23 protein-coding genes and 1 pseudogene are annotated in these 22,513 nt (G+C 39.7%); 11 read left to right on the top strand and 13 right to left on the bottom strand.

Annotation, left to right across the window (positions count from 1 at the left end; translation table 11 throughout):
- The first annotated feature begins 3 nt into the window (after window positions 1-3).
- Window positions 4-1,557 (top strand): ATP-binding protein, encoded by a 1,554-nt coding sequence (locus tag WA1_RS19800; protein ID WP_017741817.1) that lies wholly within the window; start codon window positions 4-6, stop codon window positions 1,555-1,557.
- Between the two features lie 114 nt (window positions 1,558-1,671).
- Here the strand turns inward: WA1_RS19800 and WA1_RS19795 are convergent, their stop codons facing one another.
- The 3 genes from WA1_RS19795 to WA1_RS19785 form a co-directional block, all read right to left on the bottom strand.
- Window positions 1,672-4,275: a COG1470 family protein gene (locus WA1_RS19795; RefSeq protein ID WP_017741818.1), complete on the bottom strand. Its 2,604-nt coding sequence runs from the start codon at window positions 4,273-4,275 to the stop codon at window positions 1,672-1,674.
- The gene (locus WA1_RS19790; RefSeq protein ID WP_017741819.1) at window positions 4,259-6,451 is read right to left on the bottom strand and encodes a WD40 repeat domain-containing protein; all 2,193 of its coding nucleotides are present in this window, start codon (window positions 6,449-6,451) and stop codon (window positions 4,259-4,261) included. The genes WA1_RS19795 and WA1_RS19790 overlap by 17 nt, the downstream gene beginning before the upstream one ends.
- Before the next feature lie 387 nt (window positions 6,452-6,838).
- Complete coding sequence (locus WA1_RS19785; RefSeq protein ID WP_017741820.1) at window positions 6,839-8,023, bottom strand: DUF4159 domain-containing protein; 1,185 nt, start codon at window positions 8,021-8,023, stop codon at window positions 6,839-6,841.
- A gap of 327 nt (window positions 8,024-8,350) precedes the next feature.
- Between WA1_RS19785 and WA1_RS19780 the strand changes: the two genes are divergently transcribed.
- Both WA1_RS19780 and WA1_RS19775 read left to right on the top strand, forming a co-directional pair.
- Window positions 8,351-8,614: a type II toxin-antitoxin system Phd/YefM family antitoxin gene (locus WA1_RS19780; RefSeq protein ID WP_017741821.1), complete on the top strand. Its 264-nt coding sequence runs from the start codon at window positions 8,351-8,353 to the stop codon at window positions 8,612-8,614.
- 40 nt (window positions 8,615-8,654) lie between these two features.
- A pseudogene (locus tag WA1_RS19775) lies at window positions 8,655-8,891 on the top strand (type II toxin-antitoxin system RelE family toxin); the annotation flags it as partial.
- A gap of 37 nt (window positions 8,892-8,928) precedes the next feature.
- On the opposite strand, the gene WA1_RS19770 reads toward WA1_RS19775, so the two are convergent.
- The gene (locus WA1_RS19770) at window positions 8,929-9,810 is read right to left on the bottom strand and encodes a DUF5131 family protein (RefSeq protein ID WP_017741823.1); all 882 of its coding nucleotides are present in this window, start codon (window positions 9,808-9,810) and stop codon (window positions 8,929-8,931) included.
- A 446-nt stretch (window positions 9,811-10,256) separates the two neighbouring features.
- Between WA1_RS19770 and WA1_RS19765 the strand changes: the two genes are divergently transcribed.
- The gene (locus WA1_RS19765) at window positions 10,257-11,441 is read left to right on the top strand and encodes a transaldolase (RefSeq protein ID WP_017741825.1); all 1,185 of its coding nucleotides are present in this window, start codon (window positions 10,257-10,259) and stop codon (window positions 11,439-11,441) included.
- Window positions 11,442-11,749: 308 nt separating this feature from the next.
- Here WA1_RS19765 and WA1_RS19760 read toward each other — a convergent pair whose 3' ends face one another.
- From WA1_RS19760 to WA1_RS19740, 5 genes are all read right to left on the bottom strand, one after another.
- Window positions 11,750-11,875 carry a hypothetical protein gene (locus WA1_RS19760; protein WP_017741826.1) on the bottom strand — a complete coding sequence of 42 codons (126 nt, stop codon included), beginning with the start codon at window positions 11,873-11,875 and terminating at the stop codon, window positions 11,750-11,752.
- 214 nt (window positions 11,876-12,089) lie between these two features.
- Entirely contained in the window at window positions 12,090-12,347 is a 258-nt protein-coding gene (locus tag WA1_RS19755; protein ID WP_017741827.1) for a type II toxin-antitoxin system VapC family toxin, read from the bottom strand.
- A gap of 6 nt (window positions 12,348-12,353) precedes the next feature.
- Complete coding sequence (locus tag WA1_RS19750; RefSeq protein WP_026134482.1) at window positions 12,354-12,587, bottom strand: hypothetical protein; 234 nt, start codon at window positions 12,585-12,587, stop codon at window positions 12,354-12,356.
- Window positions 12,588-12,722: 135 nt separating this feature from the next.
- Window positions 12,723-13,217 carry a hypothetical protein gene (locus tag WA1_RS19745; protein WP_017741829.1) on the bottom strand — a complete coding sequence of 165 codons (495 nt, stop codon included), beginning with the start codon at window positions 13,215-13,217 and terminating at the stop codon, window positions 12,723-12,725.
- A 26-nt stretch (window positions 13,218-13,243) separates the two neighbouring features.
- Entirely contained in the window at window positions 13,244-13,792 is a 549-nt protein-coding gene (locus WA1_RS19740; RefSeq protein WP_017741830.1) for a hypothetical protein, read from the bottom strand.
- 142 nt (window positions 13,793-13,934) lie between these two features.
- Between WA1_RS19740 and WA1_RS19735 the strand changes: the two genes are divergently transcribed.
- Window positions 13,935-15,149, top strand: coding sequence for an acetate kinase (locus tag WA1_RS19735; RefSeq protein WP_017741831.1), 1,215 nt, complete (start codon window positions 13,935-13,937; stop codon window positions 15,147-15,149).
- A 125-nt stretch (window positions 15,150-15,274) separates the two neighbouring features.
- On the opposite strand, the gene WA1_RS19730 is transcribed toward WA1_RS19735, so the two are convergent.
- Together WA1_RS19730 and WA1_RS59980 are read right to left on the bottom strand one after the other, a co-directional pair.
- Window positions 15,275-16,078 (bottom strand): hypothetical protein, encoded by an 804-nt coding sequence (locus WA1_RS19730; RefSeq protein WP_017741832.1) that lies wholly within the window; start codon window positions 16,076-16,078, stop codon window positions 15,275-15,277.
- A 147-nt stretch (window positions 16,079-16,225) separates the two neighbouring features.
- A complete protein-coding gene (locus WA1_RS59980) occupies window positions 16,226-16,354 on the bottom strand; it encodes a hypothetical protein (RefSeq protein WP_017741833.1) in 129 nt (42 codons plus the stop codon).
- Between the two features lie 32 nt (window positions 16,355-16,386).
- Here WA1_RS59980 and WA1_RS19725 point away from each other — a divergent pair, with 32 nt between their 5' ends.
- Together WA1_RS19725 and WA1_RS19720 are read left to right on the top strand one after the other, a co-directional pair.
- A complete protein-coding gene (locus tag WA1_RS19725; protein ID WP_017741834.1) occupies window positions 16,387-16,731 on the top strand; it encodes a hypothetical protein in 345 nt (114 codons plus the stop codon).
- A gap of 573 nt (window positions 16,732-17,304) precedes the next feature.
- A complete protein-coding gene (locus WA1_RS19720; RefSeq protein WP_066612923.1) occupies window positions 17,305-17,490 on the top strand; it encodes a hypothetical protein in 186 nt (61 codons plus the stop codon).
- Window positions 17,491-17,492: 2 nt separating this feature from the next.
- Here the strand turns inward: WA1_RS19720 and WA1_RS19715 are convergent, their stop codons facing one another.
- Complete coding sequence (locus WA1_RS19715) at window positions 17,493-18,059, bottom strand: GNAT family N-acetyltransferase (protein ID WP_017741835.1); 567 nt, start codon at window positions 18,057-18,059, stop codon at window positions 17,493-17,495.
- 296 nt (window positions 18,060-18,355) lie between these two features.
- Between WA1_RS19715 and WA1_RS19710 the strand changes: the two genes are divergently transcribed.
- Entirely contained in the window at window positions 18,356-18,637 is a 282-nt protein-coding gene (locus WA1_RS19710) for a DUF7219 family protein (protein WP_017741836.1), read from the top strand.
- Here the strand turns inward: WA1_RS19710 and WA1_RS19705 are convergent.
- Entirely contained in the window at window positions 18,634-18,822 is a 189-nt protein-coding gene (locus WA1_RS19705) for a hypothetical protein (RefSeq protein ID WP_017741837.1), read from the bottom strand. The two genes, WA1_RS19710 and WA1_RS19705, sit on opposite strands and share 4 nt — an antisense overlap.
- 469 nt (window positions 18,823-19,291) lie before the next feature.
- Between WA1_RS19705 and msrB the strand changes: the two genes are divergently transcribed.
- From msrB to bchB, 3 genes are all read left to right on the top strand, one after another.
- Window positions 19,292-19,756 (top strand): peptide-methionine (R)-S-oxide reductase MsrB, encoded by a 465-nt coding sequence (msrB, locus tag WA1_RS19700; RefSeq protein ID WP_419183591.1) that lies wholly within the window; start codon window positions 19,292-19,294, stop codon window positions 19,754-19,756.
- A gap of 217 nt (window positions 19,757-19,973) precedes the next feature.
- A complete protein-coding gene (locus tag WA1_RS19695) occupies window positions 19,974-20,498 on the top strand; it encodes a tetratricopeptide repeat protein (RefSeq protein ID WP_017741839.1) in 525 nt (174 codons plus the stop codon).
- A gap of 345 nt (window positions 20,499-20,843) precedes the next feature.
- The gene (gene bchB / locus WA1_RS19690) at window positions 20,844-22,370 is read left to right on the top strand and encodes a ferredoxin:protochlorophyllide reductase (ATP-dependent) subunit B (protein ID WP_066612921.1); all 1,527 of its coding nucleotides are present in this window, start codon (window positions 20,844-20,846) and stop codon (window positions 22,368-22,370) included.
- Window positions 22,371-22,513: the final 143 nt, after the last annotated feature.

Here is a 22,513-nt window from a genome sequence, read left to right as displayed (position 1 = left end):
GTTATGGCTCGTTGGTTCAACATTTCAGGTCCGTGTCAACCTGACATTCACTATATGTTATCACCCACCATGAGGTTGCCCAACTTATCGCGGTTGATTGAGCAACGCAGCTACTTTGTAATTCACGCTCCGCGCCAAACAGGTAAAACTACAGCAATGCTAGCGCTAGCCAAACAGCTAACTCAAAGCGGGCGATATACAGCACTTATGGTATCGGCGGAAGTAGGCGCACCTTTTAGTCACGACCCAGCCACGGCAGAAATACCTATTCTCGATTCTTGGAAAGCGATCGCGCAGTTTGATTTACCAGAAGATTTACGCCCTCCCGACAATTGGATTCAAGCACAGCCAGGACGAAGAATTCAAGGTGCTTTGCAGGTTTGGGCGCAAGCATCAGAGCGACCATTGGTATTATTTATTGATGAAATTGACTCTTTACAAGACGAGGCGTTGATTTCTATTTTGCGACAATTGCGGGATGGTTATCGCGGTCGTCCGACAACTTTTCCCACGAGTGTTGGCTTAATAGGTTTACGGGATGTGCGAGATTATAAAGTGGCTTCTGGTAGTAGCACGAGATTAAAAACTGCGAGTCCGTTTAATATTAAAGACCGTTCGCTAACGATGAGAGATTTTAATGCATTGGAGGTGGGACAATTATATCAGCAGCATACTGAGGATACGGGTCAAGTTTTTACACAAGAAGCAGTCCAGACGGCTTATGATTTAACTCAGGGACAACCTTGGTTAGTTAATGCTTTGGCGAAAGAAATTGTTGAAGAATTGGTAACGGATACATCCGTAGAAATTACAGCAGAACATATTAATCAAGCAAAAGAAATACTGATTGCACGTCAAGATACTCACCTCGATTCCCTTGCGGAAAAACTCACTGAACCGAGGGTTAAGGCAATAATTGAACCAATGCTAGCAGGAATTGCATTAGGTGATACACCAAATGACGACCGACAATATTTGGTTGACCTAGGGTTATTGCGTCGCGACCCAAATGCAGGACTAACAATTGCTAATCCTATTTACCGCGAGGTTATTCCTCGTGTTTTAACTCAGGGAACTCAAGATAGTTTACCCAGTATTAGTCCTACTTGGTTGACTCCAGAAGGTGAGTTAAATGTTGATGCTTTGTTGCAAGCGTTTATAGAATTTTGGCGTCAACATGGAGAACCTTTACTGGGTACTACATCATTTCATGAAATCGCACCGCACATAGTACTAATGGCATTTTTACACCGCGTTGTCAATGGTGGTGGTACTTTAGAGCGGGAATATGCAATCGGACGCGATCGCATGGATTTGTGTTTGAGGTATAGAAATGTTACCTTGGGAATTGAGCTAAAGGCTTGGCGAGAGAAGAAAAAAGACCCGGAATCAGAAGGGTTAGACCAGCTTGATTCTTATTTGAAGCGGATAAAAGTAGATTACGGTTGGTTGTTTGTTTTTGACCGACGTAAGGACGCGCCATCTTTTGCAGAACGCTTGAAAACTAAAACTGCAACGACGAAGCAAGGGCGTTCTGTAGTTATTATACGAGCGTAGAAGTCAAATTGACTAGTAGTCTGTCCCATTAATTTTGATGGGTTTTGAAAGGTCAGAATTCCGGTTTCTTGAAGAAATCAGGATTCTTGGTAGGTGAAACTGGGTTTCTAGATATCAACTTTGCTGCTTTTCCCCAACAGTTTCAATCACAACCTGCTGAGTTTTTGTCTCACCAGCCTTATTTGTCACTTTCAACTCCACGATTTCTCGAATGGGACTTTGACTGATAGCATAATTTCTCGAACCTTGCTTTTCCACTTCTCCAAAAGCACCCAGTTCAACTTTAATATCTTCACCATCCTCTACTTGCCAAGTCAGATGAATTGATGCATTAGGCGCTAATTCATTTAATCGAAAAATCCGTTTGGGATTTTGATTAACTTCTTGACTATCTACTTTAAAAGACACGATATTGATAGGTGTAGCAGGCTTAACTGGCTTTGGTTGAACTTTAATAGTATCTGTCTTTTTAGATACTTCTTCGCCTTCTTTAGGAATCACTGTAAGTGTAAAAATGTAGTTTCCTGCTTCGCGTGCATCATTCATAGGCACATTCTTACACACCAGATTGTGTTTCTGTCCAAGCGCTTCTTGAGGTTGGCAAAACTTTTTCAAGTCTGGAGAAAGATTGTTATGTGTCAATACGTAGCGTTTTTCAACACTATTAACCGATCCATCTGGTGCTCTCCCAATAATTCTCAATTCTTTTACCTCTTCTAAATGACTAATTTCCCAATTGAGAAGAATTGGTGCTGGTGTTACACCATTTTGTGTTGGTATAGATTTTGCGATCGCACCCAATTTGTTTGTATTAGAGTTATTCCTCCTCTGCGTTCTCTGCAACTCGGCGCGATCTAATAATTCTGGCTTAGTTGGAAGCCATATAACTAGTTGTGAAGAAGTTTGTGTCGATTTTAATGACGGGTTTAAAGTATTTGATGCTCTTGTTGTAGTTGGCTGCAGAAAAAGCTTATTTGCTTCTTGATAATTATGGTAAGTAGAATTAAAATTTACTATTTTTGGTAAATTCCTCGGTTGAACTGCGATCGTGTCTGTCAGTTGAGAAGATGAAGGCTGTTCGGGATTATTTTTGGGGAATACCTCAATTTTAAAATTGAAGCTTCCAGCTTTTTGATTATTGGGAATCCTTGTTTTGCAGGTAAGAAAATCTATAGTTTTTTCTGAATTACTTTTGCTAAAGTGATGCAATATACTCGATAACCAAGATTTATTTTCCTGCTTTTCTTTCTCAACTTCAGAAGATAATTTCTTAACAACTTGACAGTTCCCATTCCCTAAGCCGAAATTATTGGAAAGCTTCTCTGGTAATGAATAACTTATTCTGTCTGTTTCTACATTACCTTGCAAACGAATCAACGTAACTTTCTTGACTTGGCTAGGATGGCTAATTTGCCAATTAATATCAATATTTTTATCTTTACCTTCTTGATATTTCTTAGCTTTAGTGACAAAATCAACTACCTTCGGAGATGGTATTTGATTGTTAAGATAATTTAACCAAACAGCAAAACCGATTCCTCCAATACTTCCTAAACCTAACAAAATCAGCAACCAGTATCGCCACCAAGGGTGAGGTTGCCAAACTATTGTTGGTTGAGGTAATATACTTGGTAAAGCAGGAGCCGGAGATTTACTTGGTTCTGTACTGGCGTTTTCTAGTTCGACTTCAACATTAAAGGTCAACCCTTGCGATCGCCAATGACGACGCCACCATTTTTGAGACTTTGCTTTTAATGTAACTATTTGCGCTTCTCCTGGCTCAAGTTGTGCGATCGCAGGTGTCAAAACATAGCTAAAAAGTTCATCCTTATCTTTTGCGCGAACACCAATTTCTCGCTCAATATTACCCTGGTTAATCAACTCAAGTTCAAACTCTCCTGCTTCTTGGGGAATTTTCCGCGACAGTGAGCGCATTTGTACGCTTAATTTATCGTCAGCCAGAATTTGCAAATACACCACATCCAACAACGCAGCATCTTCCCCTCTGTTGGTGGATATAAGATTAATAGTAGGAAAATAATATCCTGCTAGCGTATATCGCGGTGGATGGAAAATTAAAATTATTTCGCCCGTACTATCTGGATTTAATTCTAAGCCATCGCTTTCCCTGACTATGCCAGGAAAATTTAAGTTATCTTCTGGGTACTGTACAGTGTACCATTCATTTGATAATTCGGGACAATTAATATAAAAACGGTCTACCCTTTTAGAATGGTTCTCTACCTTTACATTAACAACAAGTTGTTCTCCTGCTTGTAAAGCCAAAGGATTAGTAGAATTACTAATTGGCTGTATACTAAACCCTGGTTCATTTACCCATTCTGCATCTTGCTGGGAAGGTAAAACTCGAAGTTGCTGCGGACGACGAGATACTTTACCAGGATATTGAGCCGCAGCTTCAACGATAATTTCATAGTTATACAAATCTGGTGGAGCTTGCGGAGGTATTTGGAAATTTAGCGTCACTTCTTGAGATCTTTTTGCTTCAATACTTAAAGGGTTTTTTTCGCTAAACTTACACCAACTTAATAGAGAATCTGATTTATTGTCAGTTGCAGATATCCAAATGTCAACATCGGCTCTTGTATCGCCTGTATTTTTAACAATTATCTGACGCTTAGCTACAAAACCCCGTGCAACTTCATTGCTATTTCCGGGTTTATCTTCTATAAACAAAGGGCTACTTACAGTTTTCATTTTCTTTTAACCCATTAACTCTATATAATCTGACTTTGTATTTATCATCCCCACTGGTAATGAAAACGTGATTATTTAAAGCTTTGATATCAACACTGTTAATTCTTGCATCGTCTTGAGTAACAGTTTTTCCTTCTTTTAACCCTTTTGACAAATGCCAAAGCTTAATTTTTCCTCCATCTCCCGCACTTGCTAGATAACAAGCATTTTGCGTCAAAGCAACTGAACGAATTGCTGGATTCACACCTTCATTATGCCATTGAGAGAGAATAGCTTTATCGCATGATATGGATGATTTAGTTGCTCGATTAGTGCATTGACGTATTTTATTAATATCCCACAAAGTTACATAACCTTGATTGTCAGCCGTTACTAAAGTATTTTTAGCAGTCGCTAGGCTAGTTATGTAGTGGTGTTGACTGTAAATCGGTTGCTGATGTTTTGCATCTAACCATCGATATTCAAGATCGTATTTTGAGCCGTTATTTGGATTCCAAACAGAAAGCTTATTGTACTGTCCAGCAATAAAATTTAGAGGTTTATTAGGGCGGCTTTCATTAATTGCTAAACCATAAACTGCATAGCCAACATTGACAGATTTTTCTGGTTTACTTGACTTATCTAAATTCCAAAAATTAACAAGCCCGCTTCCATGACCGCTAAATAAATAGCGACCATTTTGAGTAAATACGGTGTCAAAAACACGATTAGCTTTTTTATCAGATAATGTTGCTTTCTCTTGATTTGTGGAAATATCCCATAGCTTAACCTCTCCATTTTCTAAACCGACTGCAAGCAGATCATTATCTTTTGGACTTTGACGAATTACACGAACTGCTTGTTTAGTTTGACTTTTATTTGCGATAAAAGGAAATTTATCTTTTAGACGTAAACTATCAAATATCCAAGGAGTATCGTCAACCCGCCAGCGTCGGATTGTTTGGTCGCTAGAAGCACTAAAAACAAGGCTTCCATTTCCAAAAATACGTACCGAACTAACTGCTCCTTGATGATAAGTATGAGGAAGCAACATCCAGTATAATAATAATAGCAACAGGATTAAAGTTCCTCCTGCAACCTGAAGCCAAAAAGGAATAATAGGGAAAACATCCAGTGCTAAAACACGGGTATTAGGTTCGGCATAAATATCATTATTATCTTTTTCTGATTTAGGATTAGTTAAATTAGCCGCAACTTCAAATAGCAAGTGTTGTTTCATCCCTAACCAAGGTTGCTTTTTTTGAACAACCAAGTTCATTATTTTTGTTTCACCAAGTGCGAGAATTACCTCTTGAGGAATAGTTTGAACATTATCGAGGCTTAGCTTTTGCTCTGGAATATTAACATTAACTAGCTGGCGTAAATTGCTATCATTTCTAAATACTAGTTCGTAATTAACAGTATTTGCACCTTTTTTTCCTTTTATGGGGATTATTTGTTGTTCATTGCTACAGTTAAATTCGACAATTCCATCAGGGGTGACTTCTAAAAATCCCTTTTCTGTAACAGTGTATTGACTGGCGTCCGACTCTACCTTAATTTTAAATTCATAGTTTTCGCTCTCAGCATCCTTTGGCGGTTGAAACACAAAAATGCTTTTTGCCGATTCTCCAGGCTCGATAGATAACTTCTGTTGATTGCCTTGCTCTATCCAATCAGGATTTAATCCCAAACAAGTCAGGGTTATTTCCGAGAACTTAGTGCTTAAATTATATACAAAAATAGGTAACTCAACTTTATCGCCCGGAATTACTTTAAGTTCTTTAACAGGCATTTCAACTCTTAAAGACCTCAAAGGTTTATTAATTGTTAACTTAAGTTTTTGGCTTGTGTATATATTTGCGTATTCGACTGAGAAGACTTTTAATATTAAATCAATAGTGGTTTCGTAAGCTGGAATTGGCGCTCTTATAATTTTTACATGAAATTTTGTCTCGCTTCCCGGTGGCTTTTTAGCACAAATTTTTGGTTCTGTATTATACCATTTCATTTGTGTGCTATCATCTAAACCGGGTGTTGTTAGTTCTAATTGAAAACTAGCGAATTTATCACTTCCATTAATAACACTGACATCAAACTCATTTTCACCGTTAGTATTGACATCTAAATAATCAAAGGAATCTGGTGTAAACTCTAAAGTTTTTTTGCTAGCTATAGCTTTAACATTACCTGCCATAATAAATATCACCTTTATAATTTTTTTCAGCAAAATCAAAGTCGTTGTTAATTTTCGGATGCTTAGTTTTTAAATTTTAATTTTCCCATTTATTAATAGTTGTAATTAAAATCAGCTTATGCACTAAAGAAATTCACATTAGCTACTAAAAAATTGACTTAAGTAAATCAATGAGAAAAATAGAAAATAATAAATTATATATATAGCAATCCTAAATGGTTTATAAACAGTTAGATCCCCGACTTCTTAAAGAAGTCGGGGATCTGGACACTCAAATTTTCACAAATCAAATAGGAATGCTATAGTTGCACTGTCTTTGAAGACATTTCAACTACATACTAAGAATGATTTATTCACACCAACTTACTTATGACCACAGAGAGATATTTACGACCCCAACAATTGCAGGGTTATTTTTCGCCGTTGCAAAGCAAAATTGAGGATGTTGATACCTAATTCTTGGGCTGTGCGAATGTCGTTGCGCTCCAGTGTTAAATTATCATCTATTCCCCAAGCATCAGATAAATCGCCTTCCAATAAAATAATTCCTCCTCCATAGGATAGTTGAATATTTTTTTCGTTAATCCTTCCAAGTGCAGCGAATAAAAATGGTTGAGTTCGTAATGGATGTTGATTATTTAAGGTTTGCCAGGTTTGCATTGTAATCTGGAATTCGTCTGCAATTAAATTTTTGATGTCCCTTGTTAATTTGGAACTCTTACTCGAAACTTCAATCAAAATTACGCCACCTGTTTGTAAATATTGGCTAAGTGCATTTAGTTCTGCTGGCTCAAGATGTAATGCTTGCCAAGCTGTTAGATAAACTAAATCATAATCGTTGACTTCTGTTAGCATTATCTGTCCAATGGGCGTGACTCCCTGCAAAGCTGGGTAAAGTACCTCTACAGATTGCATTAAATAGGCAAGATTATAGAAAGTGCGATCGCTTGCATTGAGTGTTGTCGCTAGACGAACAACAGATTGCGGTCTGGCTTTTGCTTGAGGACGGTAGCGCAAATCTAACTGGTTAACTTCGGGAAATAATACATCTGTTGGGTTTTCTAGCTGCACCGTACCTGGTGACAAACGAATACGGCATAATTCTATTTCCCTTTCATTGGGTGGGCTAGTCTTTTCATCAAACCGGAACCATTCGCGAATTAGGTCAGAGCTTTGTCTCAGTCCTGGGTTTTGCGGCTCTACATAACTTGTAACTAAATATACTGTCACGCTTCCGGTTGTAGGAGCTGCAGTCGAAATTCTAAATCTACGGTCAATAGATGAGTCTACAATAATTGGATTTCCTTCGAGGTCAATAGCAATACCTGGTTGAATTTCTAACCAACGTTGGTCGCGGAACTTTGCAGGTGCATCATCTGGTGGTGCAGTAACTCGTACACCCAAACCAGAAACAACTCCTGGGTCATTCAGAGATTGGTAGTGAATATTTTGGCGATGTCTATGATAGTAATGAGCTAGATGCCAGCGCTCCGCATTCATCATTAAGCTATCATACACATGCAAGCGCTGTAAAGGATTAATAGATGGTGAGGGGAAAATTTGGTGAGCCATAATCAGTTTAATTCAAAAAACAGAATAGTAATCCTATGTTGGTTTGTTGTTTTTTTATAAATGCAATTGAAATCAACTTATGCAGCTTTTATAACGAAACTTTAGAGGAAGACTTTGAACCATATAATGAGCGAAGAGGGCTACGATACAGCTAGTACAAACTCAATTTTTAGTTTTGACTTTTAGTATAAAAATTAACTTTAAATGACCGAACAACGCGGAGTTAGCCGCAGTTTATCGGATATACATTTTAGTTATGTATCTACTTATCTTACTCAAGACAATTTTAATGTTAGACTAATTTTAGTGTGAAAAACTTAATGTAATATGTCTAAATCAATTAGTATTACTGAAACAAGAAACCAACTTCTTCAACTCCCAGAACAGTTAGGTAATGAACCTATAATTATTACCGATCAAGGCTCTCCAGTTATGGTAGCTATTAGCTACGAACAATATATGTCTATGTTAGAAACTATGGAAATTTTATCCGATACAGAATTTAAAGAACAATTAATAGCTGGCATCCAGGAAGATAGAGAAGGTAAAAGGGTAAGTTGGTCAGAAGCTATGAAAGAATTAGAATGGTAAATAATGGAATTTAAAAAAGGTAAAAGACCAAAGAGAACAAAAAGCACTCCGGCAAAAAATTGAAAAACTGAAAATAGAACCAGAAAAACAGGGTAAAGCTCTTACAGGTCAGTTTCAAGGTTATCGTAGTGTGAGGGCAGTCGGTCAACGCTATCGCATTGTTTATCCTGTCGATCGCAATCAAGTCATTGTTGTAATTGTGGGTGTTGGAATGCGTAAAGAGGGCGATGGAGACGATATTTCTACTATTTTAGAAAATAAGTTAGACGAAGAATAAAAAGATTACTTTGGGAAAACGAACTTAAGGTAAAGATTTATAAAGGCATTTGTCTCATTTGTAAGTCAGTAGGAAACTCTTCAATATTAGTGCCACCAGTGCGAGCAGATTTGAGCTTGAAAGGTTTTTCACCATCCCAGCAGTTGCTACCTAATTGCTTCACGTAGATTGCTAGAGCCGCATTTTGTTCTGTTTGTGCCAAAGTACACATTCGAACAAAGGAGCGCATCCAAGACAGTTGACCAACTCGCGCTTTATGACCGCTTTCAAAGCCTAAAATCACCCAGTCGATATGTTGGTGTAGAGGCAAATATTCTTGCCATAATTCTTTCTCTTTTCTTGTAATGGTAGGAAACAAACTTTGCCCTGGTTTCATAGGATTGATTTCCTCCAGCATTGGTTCCACGGTTAGCCATCTAACCCATGCAGGAATTTTTAACAGGGTAGGGATGCGTTCGTTAAAAGTACGTTGGTCTTCAGTTGTAGCGCCTACCCAGATATTTGGAGGAAGGGCTAAAAGATTTCTTGCTTCTATCCAAGCCATTGTAGTACTTAGCATAACTTGTGGTCGCTTGGTCAAAAGCTGGAATGTTTGGTTAGGAGAAGCAAGCATGGCATCTAGAATTTCAAAGTGCCAATTGCGGTCTATCCATTCTCCAAAAATATCTGTCATGCTACCGACAAAGATAAAATGGTGTTTTCGCATCCTACACCAACTTCCAAGCATTTCTCTATTCAGAGTTAATTCCGGTGGTGAGCCTTGGTATGGGAGTGAGTTACCGCGATTAAAGCGATCGTGTTGATTAATGTACTCTGCATAGCAATTTGCACAACCAGGAGAAACCTTGCTACACCACCAACCACCAGATTTCACAGTAATTGGATTTAGAGTTATGGTTCCTGTGGGAATTTTACTCATCGTCCTTCTAAAGTACCTCAGTTTTTCATTTTGGTTGGTAGTATAAGAACTCACCTTTGAATGATGTTGAAGTTGCGTAAGTCCTATCGTGATGGCTCTTGCTCTCTACGTTATCATATTTGGGCTTGCAGGATTGTTTTTTCCATTAGCGGTGCGATCGAAACAACAAAATCTTAAAAAAAACAAACAAAATAAAGATTTCCAAACAACGTTATTGACCATTGATTAAGAACTATCTCATTTTTGAGGTCTGTATCTTAAGTCAATTCAAGCTGTTGCGGAAATTTGTAGATTTGAGATGAAGTTCCAATTACCAACAGGTTTGATACAGATTTAGAACAATGGCAGCTGTTCTCTGTGCAATCTAAGATGGTAAGAGGTTGATGGGTATTGTGAGGACGAGGAAAGCTGTTTTTTTTGCGAATCGCAAACATACTAGGAGGATTATGTCTAAAAATTTACTGGAACAGTTAAGAGAGTTTACAGTTGTGGTTGCTGACACGGGCGATATCCGGGCAATTGAAAAGTTTAAGCCGCAAGATGCTACCACAAATCCTTCCCTAATTACTGCTGCAGCACAAATGCCAGAGTATCAGGAAATTGTTAACCAGACTTTACTCCAAGCACAAAAAGATGCAGGACGGGGAGCAAGTCAAAAGGACGTAGCTGCTTTAGCATTTGACCGTTTGGCGGTGTCCTTTGGCTTAAAGATTTTACAAATTATTCCGGGTCGGGTGTCTACAGAAGTTGATGCACGCCTTTCCTACGATACAGAAGCAACTGTTGCCAAAGCACGCGACTTAATTGCTCAGTATAAAGCTGCAGGAATTTCTCGCGATCGCGTCCTGATTAAAATTGCCGCTACCTGGGAAGGAATTCGCGCTGCAGAAATCTTGGAAAAAGAAGGTATACATTGTAACTTGACCTTATTGTTTGGACTTCACCAGGCGATCGCTTGTGCGGAAGCTGGTGTCACTTTGATTTCCCCATTTGTAGGACGTATTCTCGACTGGTACAAAAAAGAAACCGGACGCGATAGTTACCCTTCTGCTGAAGACCCAGGTGTATTATCTGTAACCACAATTTACAACTACTACAAAAAATTTGGTTACAAAACTGAAGTCATGGGAGCTAGTTTCCGCAACATTGGGGAAATTATAGAACTCGCCGGTTGTGACTTGCTAACCATTTCTCCAGCGCTGTTAGGTGAGTTAAAAGCCACGATAGGAGACTTACCACGCAAACTCGAACCTAGCAAAGCAGCAACATCGGATATTGAAAAAATTCCGATGGACAAAGCTACCTTTGACAAGATGCATGCGGAAGATCGCATGGCACATGACAAACTGGATGAAGGGATTAAGGGTTTCACCAAAGCACTAGAGACTTTAGAAACACTCCTGGCAGAAAAACTGGCTCGTTTGGACGGAAAATCAACTCTCAGCCATGCGACTAAAGACATCTTCCACGTGTACGATCTTGACGGTGATGGCTTCATCACCCGTGAAGAATGGATGGGTACTGATGCTGTATTTGATGCGTTAGACGTAAATAAAGATGGCAAAATTACACCAGAAGAAATGGGTGCTGGCTTGGGAGCAGTCATTCAAATGGTAGAAGTTGCAAAATAAGACAGGTTGGTTTATGCAGCGCTTTACAATTAGGTAAACTACAACCTCCCTGCTAAGGGACTTCCAAATAAAAAATGTCCCAAAGTTTCTTGTGGTGCGGGCATCTTGCCCGCCATTAATAAGAGACGGGCCTTGACGCCCATCCCACATTCCGGGGATAATTTATTTTTTGCAGTTCCCTAAGAGCGCAACACTTTGCGCTCTTACAGTATTATCTGATTGAATTGCAAATCGCTGTAAATCCTTAACTTCTTTAAGGATCTATACCAAGCGAAATATTAGTTAATAAAACTACCAAATAATTGGGACTAAACCTGAAGCTGTGATTTTTGGTCACAAGTCAATAATTGTATATCTTCACCTTTGCTTGTCAAAACTAGCACGGTTGCCACAATTTGCCGCTCGTGCATTTCATTAATGGCAGATAAACTCATAGTTAGTGTAATTAGGGCTTGCTGAAAAAGTTGAGCTTGGTGAATATAGAAGCCACACGCCTTGCAAAATTGGACTTTCGTCTCTTAGTTTCCCAATTTACCCAGCGCTCGCCGACGAAAAAGCAAGGTTTTTGAGACTATAGATGTTATAAACTTGCACTTGTTTGGCAAAAAAAGGCTTGAAACCCTTATCTGTCATACCTTACGATTGTTTTCAGCAAGCCCTAATTATTTCTTCATTTAGTGGATAAATTACCACACAGGGGTCAGCTTGAATCGCTGAAAGTAAATCCTCTGGATAAGGAATAGACGTTCTTCCTCTTTCAACAATCAAAACAGCTTCAGCTAATCTAATTGCAGGAATGATTAATTGAGAATCAAGATCGGAAAGGATAGAATTAGCATTCGCACCTAATCGTGAATTTCCTTCAAGAAACCAGATTAGTGCATGAGTATCAAGGACATACTTCATAATTGTTTAAGACCAGTCTAATCTGTCTTCGATATCCATATGAAATTCAGAAACTTGGAAATCTTCGTCTGTTGATTGTTTTTTTCCCGAAAACATACCAAACTGCATTATCTGTTTTGGTTCTGAAGCTGTTTTCGGTTCTAAAAAAGTTACAATTACACGGCTTTCTGATACGTTCAATGGTAATTCAGAAAGTTCTACCTTGCCGTGCTTGTACATTCCTTCAATTGACTGCAACATAGTTTTTTCAAAATTCATACTTAATATCAAATATAGCAGCAACTCTAAATTTGACTTGTCTTCGAGGAACTGACTGGACAAATAGGGTCAAATTCATCTAGCATGAAATAAGAAATCGGAGAGATCCCAATAATTCTACGCAATAATTAAAAGCATGACTTGGTCTCGTACAGCATTTCCGGCAGCTGTAGCAATATCTTCCCAATCGCTTTCAAGTAGCAATATACTCAATAAATTACGTAAAACCTGGCTATGATTAATAAACTCTTCTTTACATAAATCATCGCGCATTAATGTTGTTTTTAGTACGGGAATTACCGTCGGTTCAGGTAATCGCAAACGAGATAACAAACGCAAACGCGCAACTTCAAAAGCAGCATTTTCCCCTACTCCTAAATTTCGTTCGGCTAGCAGACGTTGGATTTCGCAGTTCAGGGAAACACGCAATTGAGCCAACCTTCCTAATAAAGCTGGATTCTGGATAAAAGCAAGAAATGCTTGATTATCCCAATCTAATCCCGCACTGACGTCACAATCTGCTTCATCCTCAGCTTGAATTGCTTGCTGTAATGACGCAGAGCCGAATAATAACTCAATAGCTTCGGTGACAGTAATATTTTCTTCTTCCATTTTCTTTCTTCTATACCCTACTACTTCTATAATTGTCGGCGCAGCAGCCCGTACTCAAAATAAACTAAATCATTCTTCTCCCCATCAATTCCGTAGTTAGTCATCAACTGGTTGTCGTAAAACCGTTCACTTCTGGGCAGTGAATGCAAACCTACCCTTCCTCCATATCCTAGCTCAACACTTCTAATCCTTGCATACCGCAATAAATTTGCTCCAACTCCTCGAAACCTTGGCGGACGCTGGATTTCTTTTCTATTCCATGGAGCCGACGTTAAATACTCAATATACACCAACCGTTGTCCGGATACCTGCGACTTGTGATGCTGCGTTTCTATTTGCATCAATCCTTGGGTACATCCTTCCGCTTCCAATGCGTATCCTTCATACTCTTCATTTCTACTAATAAAATCAAGTTTGAATAACCAATCCCAGAATTTATCATCGGTTTCAACAACACGTAATTGATTCAGCCATAAATTAATAAAATCATCAACGTGATTTTGTGCTAATTCAACAATAGCTCCATCAATTGACAAATTATCAGTACCGAGATTTAATTTTACTTTGAAATTCACATTTTATACATTATTATAATTATAATACCAGTATGCGTTGGAATACTGACAAAGCATTGTACGCTAGACAGATGTTGGTCAAGCCCAATAATCGCATAATTTTATCTGCATCGCTCTCCCTAAAAATTTGGATTTGCTGATTATGAAAATACTGGTACTGAATGCCGGATCTAGCAGCCAAAAGAGTTGCCTGTACGACATTGCTGGTGATACCTTTCCTGAAGAACCTCTCAAACCACTATGGGAAGCAAAAGTAGATTGGACTCACCATCAAGGATTTGCAGAAATTGAGGTAAAGACGGCAACGGGAGCAAAACTAGAAGAAGAAATTGCCTCAAACTCCCGATCTGAAGTTGTTGCTCGTATGCTCGATACGCTGTGCAATGGCTCTACCAAAGTGATTAATGAGCCTTCAGAAATTAATGCAGTGGGACATCGAGTGGTACATGGTGGAGAAGATTACCGTGAAAGTGTGGTGATTACTGAGGATGTCAAACAGGCGATCGCTCGTCTGGCAACCATAGCCCCAGCACACAATCCAGTCAATTTAGAAGGCATAGAAGCTATCGAGCAAAATTTGGGAACGATTACCCAAGTCGCAGTTTTTGATACTGCATTTCACGCTCAAATACCTGATGCAGCTGCAATCTATCCCGGTCCTTATGAATGGGTAGAACAAGGCATTCGTCGCTATGGGTTTCATGGTATCAGTCATCAGTATTGCGCTCAACGTGCAGCTCGCATCTTAGGTCGGGATTTAGCAGGGTTGCGGTTGATTACCTGTCATTTGGGCAACGGTTGCTCGTTAGCAGCAGTTAAAAATGGTTACAGTATAGACACGACAATGGGTTTCACACCCTTAGATGGATTGATGATGGGTAGCCGTTCTGGTGCAGTCGATCCAGGGATTATCATTCATCTTTTACGACAATCTGACTACTCTGCTGATAAGTTAGATAATGTTTTAAATAAGGCTTCAGGGTTACGTGGAATTTCTGGGATTTCTGGTGATATGCGACAGATTCGCCAAGAAATTTCTCAAGGTAACTCCCGCGCTCAACTCGCTTTTGATGTGTATGTCCATCGACTGCGATCGTACATTGGTGCAATGCTTGCTAGCTTGTTCGGTTTGGATGCACTGATATTTACTGCAGGTGTTGGTGAAAATGATGCTGTACTCAGGGAAGTCACTTGTGAAGCATTTGAATTTTTGGGCTTACAAATAGATAAAGAAAAGAATAAGCACAAGTCTGTAGATGTAGATATTTCCACTCCAGATTCAGCAGTTAGAGTTTTAGTGATTCATACAGAAGAAGATTGGGAAATTGCTCGCGAATGTTGGCGGTTAGTGAAGTAGCGATTATTGCAAGGAGTCAGAACATCTCATATCTTGTGGGGCGGGCATCTTGCCCGCTCAATTTATAATTCAACTCCCGCTCAATTTATAATTCAACTAGAGTAGTTGTTAATTATAATCTCAGGTCAAAAGGTCTTGTGGAGTGAGCGTCCTCGCCCTTGACGTATAGCAAAGCATAGACCAAGCAATGATATAGCAGCTACACCAGAGGGTTCGGGTACTTGAACTGGCTTATCTGATAAAGCAATTTGACCGTTGACTACTTCTCCGTTATCCCCAACTTCTCCAAGATAAAGATATAACGGGCTGCTGTTAGCAGAAATAGCGCCCTTAAGATTAAACGATATTTTTCCACCATCACCCAAGCTAGCAAATCCAAAAGCTGTTGAGGGATTTGCAGAGTCAATGACTAGAGCAGATGTGGCGTTGGCGTCAAAACTTTGCAATGTTGCCACTGAATTATCTATAGTACCGTTTGCTGCTCCAAATAAATCTGCTCCAACTACAGCATCTACTGAAGTGACGGGAGAACGTTGTGTTCCAGGAGTGAGGACAACTCCAGTAGAAGTAAAATTGAATACGTTTAAGCCTGCTACGCTGTTGATATTAGCCGCATCATTCACTAAAACGTTACTAATCTTAATGGCATCTAAATCAAAGCCACTAAATCTTCCAGTAGTACCACCTTGCTTGCTATCACTATCAGCGATCGTAATAGATTTGATATCAGAGGGAAGATTGGATATTTCTGCGTAATAAACAGCAGTTCCTTTAGGATTGCCACCAGTCAAACCAGGGAGCTTGATAAATTTATCGAGATTAAACGTCGCTGCTGTAGCACTATGAGCAGACATCAGACTGATAGCAGTAGCAGCAAACCCGATCTTGAAGAAATTCTTGTTAAGAAATATACGAAAAATTTTCAGCATAGTTTTTTTAAGTAGAAGTACCACGGTAATTAATACAGAAGAACACTTACTTTTCAGGCAAGTTAAAGTACGTATTGTTACCTTTTTATCAAATTTTTACAAATATACTGTTAAGCTTTTGTAAAATAAATGTATTAAACTGCAATTTTACGGTAAAAACAGGCAAGTTTTTTTAATAAGGACGCCAGTCTGAAAAATTCGGCTATATTGGCGAAGAATTCCTTGCGCCAGCAATACAACAGCATCTTCAGCTAAATCGATGACCTGTTCGTTCATCTGTGGTAAATATATTTTCCAGGAGAAAAATTATGTCAGATTTCCAAGATTTTCTGAGACACCAATTTGCATACGTAGCTATAGGAGAGTTTAAACCGGGCAAATTTGAAGAAGCCAAGCGACTCTACGAACAAGCAGTAGCAACCTATACTCATGGCTTCAAAGGAGCATACCTCCTACAACAACCAGGAACTGACAAAGGAATCGCTGTTATTTTTTGGGAAAACGTTGAAGATATGGATACCAACCACAGCGAAGCTTATGATCGCATCCTCCAAGAAATGTTACCTTTGTTCGTCAAAGCTCCAACAACTTTTTTCCATGAAGTTGTCTGCGAAATTCAGCCAAAAGTCGAACAAAATGTCGAAAGCAATTAAAAGAAACCCATAGACATCTGGTGGAAAAGATGTAGGGGCGCAATGCCTTGCGCCCCTACCAAGACTTTCAGGTCATGCACAATTAATTTCTGGAGATGTCTCATGAACAAAAAATGTTGATGCAGTCCCCACCGCTTCTAAAAACCTACGCATATCTAGGTATAAATCCGTAAATATAGGCAAGTCCAACTCTACGGTGTAAGTTTGCTCAATTAGAAGTGCATTGCTGCTTGGTTCCCTTGCTTCGTAGCTCAGGTTCCTTGACTACTAATTCCCAGTTAGAGATACTGAAACGGATTTCAGTACGAGACTTAAAGTGTATATTCAGTTGTTTTGAGTGGCGCACAAGCCCCAGGACGAGCTTTTTAACCTTCACGGCTAACTAGGCATCACTGTCGGATGTGAATAAAACCACTACAAACACCATATCACAAAATATCTAGGCAAATCTACAGAGCTTTGCCTAGATATGCACACTTATTAGCGAGCAGCTTCAAACCCATAATTTAAAAATTGGGTGGGTATTTTATCCAATAGTAGTATACTTAAATTTCTCCAAACATAATAAGAGTAATGCTTTATACTACTAAAGTGAGGAAGTGGTTGTTACACAGTTTGTTGGTCATTGGGTTATCACTCTCCGAGCTTTGTGGTGGAATCGTTGGGAAAACAGTTCTCCTTGCTGAAATAACACCCGATACCTCTCTAGGAAATGAATCATCGCAGTTGATAAAAGGGGTAGAAGTCAAAGGACATTAAAGCTAAATATTCCGAATCTGCATCTGTATCCAATCCTTCTCTAAAATCGCGTACAGCAAAACATCTCGCCACTCTCCTCGCATCCATTCATACTCCCGCAAATAGCCTTCCTGTCTCATACCAATTTTTACCAAAACCCTTGCAGAGAGATGATTATGAGAGTCACAAATCGCAAAAATTCGATGCAGTTTTAACTGCTGGAAACCAAACTCTAAAAGTTTTTCCCCTGCTTCTGTTGCATATCCCTGTCCCCAGAATTGCTTAGCAAAGGAAAACCCTATAGAACCTTCTGACTTATTTGGCTCTGTGATGGAAATGCGACAAGCGCCAATGAATTGCTTGTCCTCTTTTAAAGTGATTGCGAGGGCAAAATGCTGACGGTTTCTTTTTCGGTGAGCTTTAATCTCTGTTTGTATATAATTCTTAGTGTCTTCTTTGGTGTTGGGACCAAAAGGTAAGTAACGAACGACTTCTGGATCGGAAGCATAGCTATGGACTCCTTGCCAATCTGATTCCACAAAGTCGCGAAGTATAAGACGTGGTGTTTCTTGGGGAAGATGGATACTCATGACTAAAGTTAAAAGTTCAAAGTTAGGGTTCAGAAATATCCCTTATAGCGTATAAGTAAGTCAGTGTTAATAACCATAATTAGTTTGTAGTAGCCCTGTCTTCGGAGACAGAGCTACTACAAACTAAATGTAGAAATTTTACTTTTCGTTACATAGTTTAGTTTTTTTTGGCTGAGAAAAATATATCTCATGCAAGTAGACACGTAAACACTTTCGATATTAATGTTATAAAGATTACCTTGATTAAGATAAGATTAAATATAATAGAAGAATAATCATACAATGGAAGTCAACAAATGGAACAATCAAACCCAGCAGACAAAGAAAATTTTCTCTATCCTCGCGGTCGCTATTACGGTCAAGTCAAGCCTGAAAATTTAATCTTTAACGCTAATCTTCAAGAATTTGCCCAGAAAATTGGCATTATCACCAGTTTAGAAACATCTGGGAAACTTTCTCCTGAAGAAGCTTACGACCAAGTTAAAGCGCTCTGGAAACAGTTAAAGCGCAGCAAAAAGGAATTGGGAATTGGGGAGCCGCCTCCTAACGACATAGAATCTCCGCCAGATGAACCCTAAAATGACTCAACGTCATTCTTGAAGACCTCAAACTCTTTTGGAAACAGCGATACCACTAGACTTTCTGTGGCATTTTCAGCTTCAACTCTGATAAGCCACCGCTCTTGAGTGCCATCGCCTAAACTTTCTTGACCGCAAATTTCCCCTATCTTGCCAGCCACATATGCTGGACGTAAAATCAGCACCTTGTCTCCTATTTTGGGGTTAATAGCACTCCTCACTGACAAAATACAAAAAAATATACAAGTAAATTCCGATGAATTTAATAACCTTATCTTAATCTTATATTAGCTTATACAAAAATCCTCCCAAAGAGGTAGTCAATAATGAATCAGCATACCTTTTTGGGAATAAAGGTTTGTTTATTTTGACCAACGCTCCAGTATTGCGTTCAATCCTCACGCCATTTAGACAGGATTTGCTCGTCAGCCTACCTAAATTTGGTATTAACGTCATGACGAGTCACAGTACGAACCCGGATTGGCAAAATTTGAATAGAAGCAGTACTGCGGAGAACTAAATAAATTGCAAAGAGTTGGTTTGAAGCCTCTGCTAAATCTAAATGTTATTAAGGTTTAATGTAGAGAAAACAGTTATTCTGTAATAAAGAGTCATTTTTGTAAGGGCTTAACTGGTTAATTGCTCGCAAAGCAAATGGCAATAGTTGAAATCTATTCATTAGTAAGAAGGAAATCAAAAGTTATGACAACTTCAAAAAATAGAGAGTTTGAAGTCAACAAAACCGAACAAGAATGGCAGGAAAGTTTGACCCAAGAGCAGTTTTGCGTACTCCGCCAACATACTACAGAGCGTCCTCATACAAGCCCACTGAACAAGGAGTACGCTAAAGGTACTTATGTGTGTGCTGGGTGTAGTCAGCCGCTATTTGTATCAGATACTAAGTATAACAGTGGGACTGGCTGGCCTAGCTTCTTTAATCCCATTGAAAATGCGATCGACATCTCTGTGGATAAGTCCTTGTTTATGACTAGAATGGAAGTCCACTGCAGTCGTTGTGGTGGTCATTTGGGTCATGTCTTTGATGACGGTCCCAAACCTACTGGCAAACGCTACTGTATCAACGGTGTTGCTCTAAAGTTTATCCCAGAGTCAGAGTGAACTGTCTAGAGAATAGGGAGTAGGGAGTGGGGAGTGGGGAGTGGGGGAAGAGGAATTTTCCCGTGAATAGGTAGCAGGGGGAGAGAAGGATTTTTATTCTTGGTTGCGATCGCTCGCTACCTATTGTCATTCAGAGTGATTCGACCTGCTGCATTAGAGCTACAATTGTTATCTGAGCCATTTGTCCTATTTTGAGAAAAGTTCTGTATTTTTCGCAATGGATAACAATCTAGCAATTATTTATCTCTCAGTTTTAGTAGGTCTGCTTGCATTTACAGTTGTCATCATTTTTCGCCAAATCTTTAAAACTCGCAAGCGTGAAGGTTCTCTGTCACGCTTGCGAAAGAAGCTAGCCAAAGAAAAGGGTACGACTCAAGAATATTACGAATTAGCTAGTATTTATTCGGAAAAAAAGATTTTTTCTCAGGCGATTACCCTCTTTCAAAAAGCACTCAACGCTTCTGAAGAAGAAGGGGAAGAAAATATCGCTTATATTTACAATGGGTTGGGTTATGCCTACTTTGCCCAAGAACAGTATGACTTAGCGATTCGTCAGTACAAAGAAGCTCTGAGAATCAAACCAGACTATGTGACAGCGTTTAACAATTTAGGTCATTCATACGAACGGAAAAAATTAAACGCCCAAGCACTGGAAGCTTACGAAAACGCAATAAAAATTAATCCCAATAATCCCACAGCAAAACGTCGCGCTGAATCTTTGCGCCGTTTGGTAAATGCATAGGGAGGGAGTGGGGAGTGGGGAGTGGGAAGTGGGGGGTATAGAGGCGTTGCTCTATATTAACAACAGTTAAGAAATTTCCCCAAACATTACAATTTATTTCACTTAAACAACCGTGTTGTTGTTTAAATGAGAAGCTGAATTCTGCTCAGGAACAAAGTTTTAGCGATCGCACATCCCAAAAACCTTTGTTCGACCCACTTCTATCAACGTCAAATTTTGAGAGAATCAAAAGCGATTTAAAAAAGCAACAAACACTGAGGGGGACATTGGGAAATGGGCATTGGTTGCTTCCCCTACTCCCCACTCCCCACTCCCTACTCCCTACCCTTTAAGGAGACATCACTAATGAAATTGGCTTACTGGATGTATGCGGGTCCCGCTCATATAGGAACTTTGCGAATTGCTAGTTCCTTCAAAAACGTTCACGCTATCATGCACGCGCCACTAGGCGATGATTACTTCAACGTCATGCGCTCCATGCTAGAACGGGAGAGGAACTTTACCCCGGTGACAGCCAGTATTGTAGACCGTAACGTTTTGGCACGCGGTTCACAAGAAAAAGTGGTGGACAACATCACCCGTAAAGATGCAGAAGAACACCCAGACTTGATTGTGTTGACGCCTACCTGTACTTCTAGCATTTTGCAAGAAGATTTACAAAACTTTGTAGAGCGGGCAACACTGGAAACAAAGTCCGACGTGATGTTAGCAGATGTCAACCACTACCGGGTTAACGAAATACAGGCCGCCGATAGCACCCTGCACCAAATCGTTCAATTCTACATTGAGAAAGCTCGCAAGAAGGGCGAACTTCCACAAGGGAAAACTGAAAAGCCCTCTGTCAACATTATTGGTATTTCCACTCTTGGTTTCCACAACCAACATGACTCCACCGAACTGAAGCGGCTGATGGCTGACTTGGGGATTGAGGTGAATGTTGTGATGCCAGATGGGGCTTCCGTTCACGAGTTAAAAAATTTGCCTCGCGCCTGGTTTAACTTCGTAGTGTACCGGGAACTAGGTATGATGGCAGCTCGTTACCTAGAAAAAGAATTTGGGATGCCCTATGTAGATATCACTCCTATGGGAGTTGTGGAAACGGCTCGTTGCATTCGCAAAATTCAGCAGGGGATTAACGCTCAAGGTGCTGGTGTTGATTACGAAGAGTACATCAACAACCAAACCCTGTATGTCTCTCAAGCCGCATGGTTTTCTCGTTCTATTGACTGTCAGAACTTAACCGGGAAGAAAGCTGTTGTGTTTGGTGACAATACCCATGCAGCAGCCATGACCAAAATTCTGGCAAGGGAAATGGGCATTCATGTTGTTTGGGCTGGAACATACTGCAAGTACGATGCTGATTGGTTCCGAGAACAAGTCAGCGAGTATTGCGATGAAGTGATTATTACCGATGACCATACTGAGATTGGAAATGCGATCGCTCGAGTTGAACCCTCTGCGATTTTCGGTACTCAGATGGAACGCCACGTTGGTAAGCGGTTGGATATTCCTTGCGGTGTCATTGCTGCGCCCATCCATATCCAGAACTTCCCCATTGGTTACAAACCTTTTGTAGGTTACGAAGGGACAAATCAAATTGCCGATTTGGTATACAATTCCTTCACTTTGGGAATGGAAGACCACTTGTTAGAAATTTTTGGCGGACACGATACCAAAGAAGTGATTACCAAGGGGATTTCTGCTGATTCTGACCTCGCTTGGACTAAGGAAGCTCAGGTAGAATTAAACAAAGTTCCTGGTTTTGTACGCGGTAAAGTGAAGCGCAACACAGAGAAATTTGCTCGCGAGCGGAGTTTCAATCAAATTACTGTGGAAGTGATGTACGCTGCTAAGGAAGCTGTTGGGGCATAAGTTCTGAGGAGTAGGTAGGGCTAAAGCCCACCTACTAACGTGCGGCACAGCCCTACCTACTTCACCTTTTTCATGCTTGGCGGTGAATTTTTTTCATTGCGACTGCCTCTTAAATTTGTTTATTAAACCGCAGATGAACGCGG

This window comes from Scytonema hofmannii PCC 7110 (assembly GCF_000346485.2).
In the GTDB taxonomy this organism is placed as follows: Bacteria; Cyanobacteriota; Cyanobacteriia; order Cyanobacteriales; family Nostocaceae; genus Scytonema; species Scytonema hofmannii.
This window is presented reverse-complemented; position numbering and strand designations above follow the sequence as displayed.

What these genes read in the sequence shown, in the direction of transcription:
- WA1_RS19745 (WP_017741829.1), bottom strand. Translation starts at nt 13,217, where the DNA reads ATGGAAGAAGAAAATATTACTGTCACCGAAGCTATTGAGTTATTATTC.
- WA1_RS19770 (WP_017741823.1), bottom strand. Translation starts at nt 9,810, where the DNA reads ATGAGTAAAATTCCCACAGGAACCATAACTCTAAATCCAATTACTGTG.
- WA1_RS19780 (WP_017741821.1), top strand. Translation starts at nt 8,351, where the DNA reads ATGTCTAAATCAATTAGTATTACTGAAACAAGAAACCAACTTCTTCAA.
- msrB (WP_419183591.1), top strand. Translation starts at nt 19,292, where the DNA reads ATGGCAATAGTTGAAATCTATTCATTAGTAAGAAGGAAATCAAAAGTT.
- WA1_RS19725 (WP_017741834.1), top strand. Translation starts at nt 16,387, where the DNA reads ATGTCAGATTTCCAAGATTTTCTGAGACACCAATTTGCATACGTAGCT.
- WA1_RS19790 (WP_017741819.1), bottom strand. Translation starts at nt 6,451, where the DNA reads ATGGCAGGTAATGTTAAAGCTATAGCTAGCAAAAAAACTTTAGAGTTT.
- WA1_RS19800 (WP_017741817.1), top strand. Translation starts at nt 4, where the DNA reads ATGGCTCGTTGGTTCAACATTTCAGGTCCGTGTCAACCTGACATTCAC.
- WA1_RS19750 (WP_026134482.1), bottom strand. Translation starts at nt 12,587, where the DNA reads ATGTTGCAGTCAATTGAAGGAATGTACAAGCACGGCAAGGTAGAACTT.
- WA1_RS19795 (WP_017741818.1), bottom strand. Translation starts at nt 4,275, where the DNA reads ATGAAAACTGTAAGTAGCCCTTTGTTTATAGAAGATAAACCCGGAAAT.
- WA1_RS19695 (WP_017741839.1), top strand. Translation starts at nt 19,974, where the DNA reads ATGGATAACAATCTAGCAATTATTTATCTCTCAGTTTTAGTAGGTCTG.
- WA1_RS19765 (WP_017741825.1), top strand. Translation starts at nt 10,257, where the DNA reads ATGTCTAAAAATTTACTGGAACAGTTAAGAGAGTTTACAGTTGTGGTT.
- WA1_RS19715 (WP_017741835.1), bottom strand. Translation starts at nt 18,059, where the DNA reads ATGAGTATCCATCTTCCCCAAGAAACACCACGTCTTATACTTCGCGAC.
- WA1_RS19785 (WP_017741820.1), bottom strand. Translation starts at nt 8,023, where the DNA reads ATGGCTCACCAAATTTTCCCCTCACCATCTATTAATCCTTTACAGCGC.
- WA1_RS19755 (WP_017741827.1), bottom strand. Translation starts at nt 12,347, where the DNA reads ATGAAGTATGTCCTTGATACTCATGCACTAATCTGGTTTCTTGAAGGA.
- WA1_RS19760 (WP_017741826.1), bottom strand. Translation starts at nt 11,875, where the DNA reads ATGAGTTTATCTGCCATTAATGAAATGCACGAGCGGCAAATTGTGGCA.
- WA1_RS19730 (WP_017741832.1), bottom strand. Translation starts at nt 16,078, where the DNA reads ATGCTGAAAATTTTTCGTATATTTCTTAACAAGAATTTCTTCAAGATC.
- WA1_RS19720 (WP_066612923.1), top strand. Translation starts at nt 17,305, where the DNA reads ATGCTTTATACTACTAAAGTGAGGAAGTGGTTGTTACACAGTTTGTTG.
- WA1_RS19735 (WP_017741831.1), top strand. Translation starts at nt 13,935, where the DNA reads ATGAAAATACTGGTACTGAATGCCGGATCTAGCAGCCAAAAGAGTTGC.
- WA1_RS59980 (WP_017741833.1), bottom strand. Translation starts at nt 16,354, where the DNA reads ATGAACGAACAGGTCATCGATTTAGCTGAAGATGCTGTTGTATTGCTG.
- bchB (WP_066612921.1), top strand. Translation starts at nt 20,844, where the DNA reads ATGAAATTGGCTTACTGGATGTATGCGGGTCCCGCTCATATAGGAACT.
- WA1_RS19710 (WP_017741836.1), top strand. Translation starts at nt 18,356, where the DNA reads ATGGAACAATCAAACCCAGCAGACAAAGAAAATTTTCTCTATCCTCGC.